This window comes from Kocuria tytonicola (genome assembly GCF_003687455.1).
Lineage (GTDB): Bacteria > Actinomycetota > Actinomycetes > Actinomycetales > Micrococcaceae > Kocuria > Kocuria tytonicola.
In genome coordinates this window covers 1-5,127 of sequence record NZ_PHOA01000132.1, presented here as the reverse complement: position 1 = coordinate 5,127, position 5,127 = coordinate 1, and the positions used below count along the sequence as shown (strand labels likewise).

Below are 5,127 nucleotides of genomic sequence, written 5' to 3'. Positions count from 1 at the left end.
GCCGGGGAGTGGCCGTGCGGCGTCGTCCTGCGGGACGGCATCAGCCGATCAGCGGACGCTCCTTGGGCAGCTCGTAGGTGGGCGGGCGGCGGCCGAACGCGATGGCGGCGGCGACCGTGACGGGTCCGAGGCGGCCCATGAACATCAGCGCGATCAGCACGCACTGCGCGAACGGGGCGAGCGTGGGGGTGATCCCCGTGCTCAGTCCCACCGTGGAGAACGCCGAGACGGCCTCGTACAGCACCCGGTCCAGCCCCAGGCCGGTGTCCGTGAGCATGATGAGCATGGTCCCGCCGATCACCGCGCCGGTGGCCAGCACCACCACGGTGATGGCCTCGCGCTGCACGGAGCGGGAGAGCTGCTTGCCCAGCACGGGCACGGCCGCGCCACCGCGGATCTCCGTGAGCGCGATGAAGAACAGGACGCCGAACGTGGTGACCTTCAGGCCGCCGGCCGTGCCGGCCGGGCCGCCGCCGATGAACATGAGGATGTCCATGCCGAGCCACGAGACCGGGTGCATCTGTGAGATGTCGATGCTGTTGAAGCCCGCGGTGCGCGAGATGGTGGACTGGAAGAACGCGTTGAGCAGCTTGACCGGCGGGGCCTCGGGGCCGAGCGTCGCGGGGTTGTTCCACTCCAGCGCGAGCAGGAACACCGTGCCGCCGACCAGCAGGATGGGCGTGGCGAGCAGCACGAGCCGGGTGTTCATGCTCCAGCGGCGGGGCAGCCGGACGTGGCGGCGCAGCTCGTAGAGCACGGGGAAGCCCAGCCCGCCCAGGATCACGCACGCGGAGAGCGTGAGCAGCACCACGGCGTCGCCCGAGAAGTCCATGACGTTGAGCGAGTAGAGCGCGAAGCCCGCGTTGTTGAAGGCGGAAACGGCGTGGAACGCGCCGTGCGCCAGGGCCTGTCCCGGGGTGTAGTGGTAGTGGCCCCAGAACCACAGGAAGAGGACGCCCGCGGCCGTGGACTCGATGACCGCCGTGGTGCCCACGATGCGGGCCACCACCTGCCGGGCCCCGCCCCGGGACTTGGTCTCGGCGTTGGCCAGGAGCCGGGTGGAGAGCCCGAACTTCCGGGCCAGCAGGATGCCCAGCATGGTCGTGAACGTCATGACTCCCAGCCCGCCCACCTGGATGAGGCAGATGATGACCACCTGTCCGAAGGGCGTCCAGTAGGTGGCCGTGTCCACCGTGACCAGTCCCGTGACGCACAGTGCGGAGGTGGCGGTGAACGCGGCCGTGAGCAGGTCCGTCCCGCCCGGTGCCACGGTGGCGGGGGGAAGCATGAGCAGCCCGGTGCCCGTGAGCACGGCCAGCAGGAAGGCGGAGACGATCAACCGGGCGGAGCGCGCCGGCGTGAGCTCGTGGAGGTGGAAGGGGTCCGGCCGCGTCCTCATGACGGGCACGGTGCGGCGGATTCTGGACCCGTGCGTGTGTACGCGGATCGCGGCCTGGCGGAAAGCCTCGGTGATGGGCACCGGGCCAAAGTACACCCACCGGGGCCCGTGCTCCGGGCGCGACGGGTGCTCGTGGGCCCAGATGACGACACACCCGCGCTCCACGGACACGCGTGTGATGGGGACTACTGCGCCGCGGTGCCCTAAACTGACGCGCATGACCAACATTCCCGCGGAACTCGCGTACACCGAAGAGCACGAGTGGGTGCAGGACCTCCCGGAGGACGGCACCCTCCGGGTCGGCATCACGGACCACGCCCAGAACGAGCTGGGCGAGGTCGTCTTCGTCCAGCTGCCCGAGGTGGGTGACACCGTCACGGCGGGGGACGTGGTGGGAGAGATCGAGTCCACCAAGTCCGTGAGCGACCTCTTCGCTCCCGTGACCGGTGAGATCACAGCCGTCAACGACGAGTTGGCGGACAGCCCCGGCCTGCTGAACGAGGCGCCCTACGAGGGCGGCTGGCTCTTCACGGTGCGCGTCGACTCCGAGGACGCCACCTCCGGGCTGCTGGACGCCCAGGCCTACCAGCAGCTGCTGGACTGACCACGACCTGCACGTGAGGGGATCCCATGCCTAACAACGAGAACTCCGGCGCCCAGTCGGGACCTGAGACCACGTCCATCCAGATCGTCGCGGACGTGCTCTCCACTGCAGCGCACCACAAGCTCACCGAGGGTGAGCAGAACGCGGTGGCGTCGCTGCCCCCGGGATCGGCCCTGCTCCTGGAGACCAACGGCGGTCTCACCGGCGCCCGATTCCTGCTGGACCGGGACGAGGTGGTGGCCGGGCGCCACCCCGCGTGCTCGGTGTTCCTGGACGACGTCACCGTGTCCCGGCGCCACGCCGAGTTCATCCGGCGCGGCAGCACCTTCGAGGTGGTGGACCACGCGTCCCTGAACGGCACCTACGTCAACAGCGACCGCGTGAACACCAAGGTGCTCGAGAACGGCGACGAGGTGCAGATCGGCAAGTTCCGCTTCACCTTCTACCACTCGGTGCAGAACGGGTCCTGACGCGCTCCATGCCTGACACCGTTCGACCGCAGCCCTCCCGCATGGGGATCGGCGCGCTGCTGCGCCACCTGCAGCCGCGCTTCCCGGACCTCACCCCGTCCAAGGTGCGCTTCCTCGAGGACCAGGGCCTCGTGCACCCGCAGCGCACGGCCTCGGGGTACCGCAAGTACTCGGAGGAGGACGTCGAGCGGCTCAGCACCGTCCTCAGCCTTCAGCAGGAGCGCTACCTCCCGCTGCGGGTCATCCGGGAGCGGCTCGACCGGGGCGAGGACCCGGCCGCGGACTCCGAACCGCAGCAGGCGGCGTCGTCCGAGGTGGTTACCGCGGGCATCGAGGCCGGGGAGCCCGCGCCCGTCTCGTCGGCACGCTACTCCCTGCGGGAGCTGGCCGCGCGGTCGGGCACGGAGGTGACCGTGCTACGGGAGCTGCTTGCCCAGGGCCTGCTGGTGGAGCGTGAGGGCGCTTTCGACGAGCACGCGCTGGCCGTGGCCGTGGCCGTGGGGCGGCTCGGTGCCTACGGCATCGAACCCCGCCACCTCCGGGTGCTGCGTGGTGCGTCCGAGCGCGTGGTCGCCCTGGTGGAGGGCAGCATCTCACCGCTGCGCATCCGCCGTGACCCCGCCACGCGGCAGAAGGCGGTGCAGCGTGCGCGGGAGATCGCCGCCCTGTGCCTGTCCGTGATGTCCGCGGCGGTGCACACGCAGGTGGACGACACCGTCCGTTCCTTCGGCCCTCCGGACCCGGACGGCGGACGCCCGTGAGCGCGGACGTCCCCATGGAGATCGCGGGCGTCCGCATGGACGTGCCCACGGGTCAGCCCGTGGTGGTGCTGCGCGAGACCGGAGGTCCGCGCAGGCTTCCCATCTGGGTGGGCACGAACGAGGCCACGTCCATCGTCTTCGCGCTGCAGGGCATAGAGCCCCCGCGCCCCCTGACCCACGACCTGCTGCTCACGGTGGTGGACCAGCTCGGCCGGAGCATCACGGGCGTGACGGTGCACACCGTGGAGGACACCGTGTTCCACGCGGCCATCACCCTGGACGACTCCACCGTGGTGGACGCCCGGGCCTCGGACGCCCTTGCACTGGCAGCCCGCACGTCGTGCCCCATCCGCTGCGCCGCGGCGGTGCTGGACGAGGCGGGGCTGGTGCTCAGTGCCGACGGAGAGCTGCGGGAGCAGGCTCCGGACGGCCCCGGAGAGGCCGAGGCGCAGGTGCGCGAGTTCCGGGACTTCCTGGACCAGGTGGATCCGGAGGACTTCCAGACCTGATCCGGTGCTTCGGCCCGGGAGACGGGTAGGCTGACGACACGGCCACCCCTGCGCCAATGTCTTTGACCCGGTCCATCCCGGGGTTTACCGTCAGGGGAGCACCGCCCCGCGCCGGGGCACGGTGGGCCGCAGGACCCCACCCCACGCACGAGGAGGACGCTTGAGCAATCCGGAGCTGCCGCTGGACGCGGCACAGCTGCGTGCCTCCACCCTCGCGGGCGGGACGCAGGAGATGCTGTTCACCGATGACCTCACCGCGATCGACGAGACCGTGGGATTCCGCGGCCCCACCGCGTGCAAGGCCGCGGGGATCTCCTACCGCCAGCTGGACTACTGGGCCCGCACCAACCTGGTGGAACCCACCGTCCGCGGCGCCAAGGGCTCGGGGTCGCAACGGCTGTACAGCTTCCGCGACATCCTGGTGCTCAAGGTGGTCAAACGGCTGCTCGACACTGGGGTGTCCCTCCAGCAAATCCGCGCCGCCGTGGGCGCGCTGCGGCTGCGCGGCATCGAGGACCTCACCAAGCTCACCCTCATGTCCGACGGCGCGAGCGTCTACGAGTGCACCTCGCCCCACGAGGTCATCGACCTCGTCCAGGGCGGGCAGGGCGTCTTCGGCATCGCCGTGGGCCGTGTGTGGCGCGAGGTCGAGGCCACGCTCGCGTCCATGCCCGCCGAGCACGCCGCTCTCGACGGCGCCGCCGAGGCCGGGCCGTTCCCCGAGGACGAGCTCTCCGCGCGGCGCGCCCGCCGGAACAAGAAGAACGCGGTCTGAGCGCACCCTGGACGGCAACCCGGTGACCTGAGCACACGTCTCGGCGGCGGGAGAGGGCCCCCGGCGGCACCACGCCGCGCACCGTGCGGTGGCCGCCGGTCACCGCACCAGCGCGTCGTCGTGCTGTCCGCGTGCGCGTCGCGGGGGCATCCATCCGCAGCGGACAGTGGTGGCACGCCGTGGCGCGGCTCCCCGGACTCTCGTTCCAGTGCCGCCCGCCGGGTGCTCCGGTTCAGTGCGTGAGCCCCTGCAGAATGGCAGTGAAGCGCTCCGCGAGGTCCGCGGCCTCGGCGCCGGGCCAGCGGTGCACCGGCCACGCCGCCCCCTGTGCCTGCTGCATCACCGAGAGGTCCGGGAGTACAGGGTCCACCACGAGCGGGCCGAACAGCTCGCGCAGCTCCTGCATGCGGTGCCGCTGCTCCTGGGACGAGTCGCGCACGCGGTTGACCACGACCCCCGCCTCCGGCACGGCCCACACGCGCGAGCCCTCGAACTGGGCGAGCGCACTCATGGTGCGCTTGGTGCCGGCCACCGAGAACAGGGACGGCTCTGCCACAGAGAGCACCTTGTGGGAGGCTGCCCAGGCCATGCGGGTCAGGGCGGAGAGGG

At 71.2% G+C, this 5,127-nt stretch carries 7 protein-coding genes; 5 read left to right on the top strand and 2 right to left on the bottom strand.

Annotated features, from left to right (window positions below; genetic code table 11):
- Nucleotides 1-40: 40 nt before the first annotated feature.
- Nucleotides 41-1,399 carry a TrkH family potassium uptake protein gene (locus CWC38_RS10855; RefSeq protein WP_121846745.1) on the bottom strand — a complete coding sequence of 453 codons (1,359 nt, stop codon included), beginning with the start codon at nucleotides 1,397-1,399 and terminating at the stop codon, nucleotides 41-43.
- A gap of 217 nt (nucleotides 1,400-1,616) precedes the next feature.
- Here CWC38_RS10855 and gcvH point away from each other — a divergent pair, with 217 nt between their 5' ends.
- The 5 genes from gcvH to CWC38_RS10830 all read left to right on the top strand — a co-directional run bounded on the left by gcvH (nucleotide 1,617) and on the right by CWC38_RS10830 (nucleotide 4,518).
- Nucleotides 1,617-2,003, top strand: a complete 387-nt coding sequence (gcvH, locus tag CWC38_RS10850; protein WP_121846744.1) for a glycine cleavage system protein GcvH — start codon at nucleotides 1,617-1,619, stop codon at nucleotides 2,001-2,003.
- Between the two features lie 26 nt (nucleotides 2,004-2,029).
- A complete protein-coding gene (locus CWC38_RS10845; protein WP_121846743.1) occupies nucleotides 2,030-2,473 on the top strand; it encodes an FHA domain-containing protein in 444 nt (147 codons plus the stop codon).
- A gap of 8 nt (nucleotides 2,474-2,481) precedes the next feature.
- On the top strand, nucleotides 2,482-3,234 hold the full coding sequence (gene ftsR / locus CWC38_RS10840) for a transcriptional regulator FtsR (RefSeq protein WP_121846742.1): 753 nt from the start codon (nucleotides 2,482-2,484) through the stop codon (nucleotides 3,232-3,234).
- On the top strand, nucleotides 3,231-3,743 hold the full coding sequence (locus CWC38_RS10835; protein ID WP_121846741.1) for a bifunctional nuclease family protein: 513 nt from the start codon (nucleotides 3,231-3,233) through the stop codon (nucleotides 3,741-3,743). Before ftsR ends, CWC38_RS10835 begins: the two co-directional genes overlap by 4 nt.
- Before the next feature lie 232 nt (nucleotides 3,744-3,975).
- Entirely contained in the window at nucleotides 3,976-4,518 is a 543-nt protein-coding gene (locus tag CWC38_RS10830; protein ID WP_240625230.1) for a MerR family transcriptional regulator, read from the top strand.
- Between the two features lie 232 nt (nucleotides 4,519-4,750).
- Here CWC38_RS10830 and CWC38_RS10825 read toward each other — a convergent pair.
- A partial coding sequence (locus tag CWC38_RS10825; RefSeq protein ID WP_133306256.1) for a P-loop NTPase family protein occupies nucleotides 4,751-5,127 on the bottom strand: 377 nt, incomplete at its 5' end.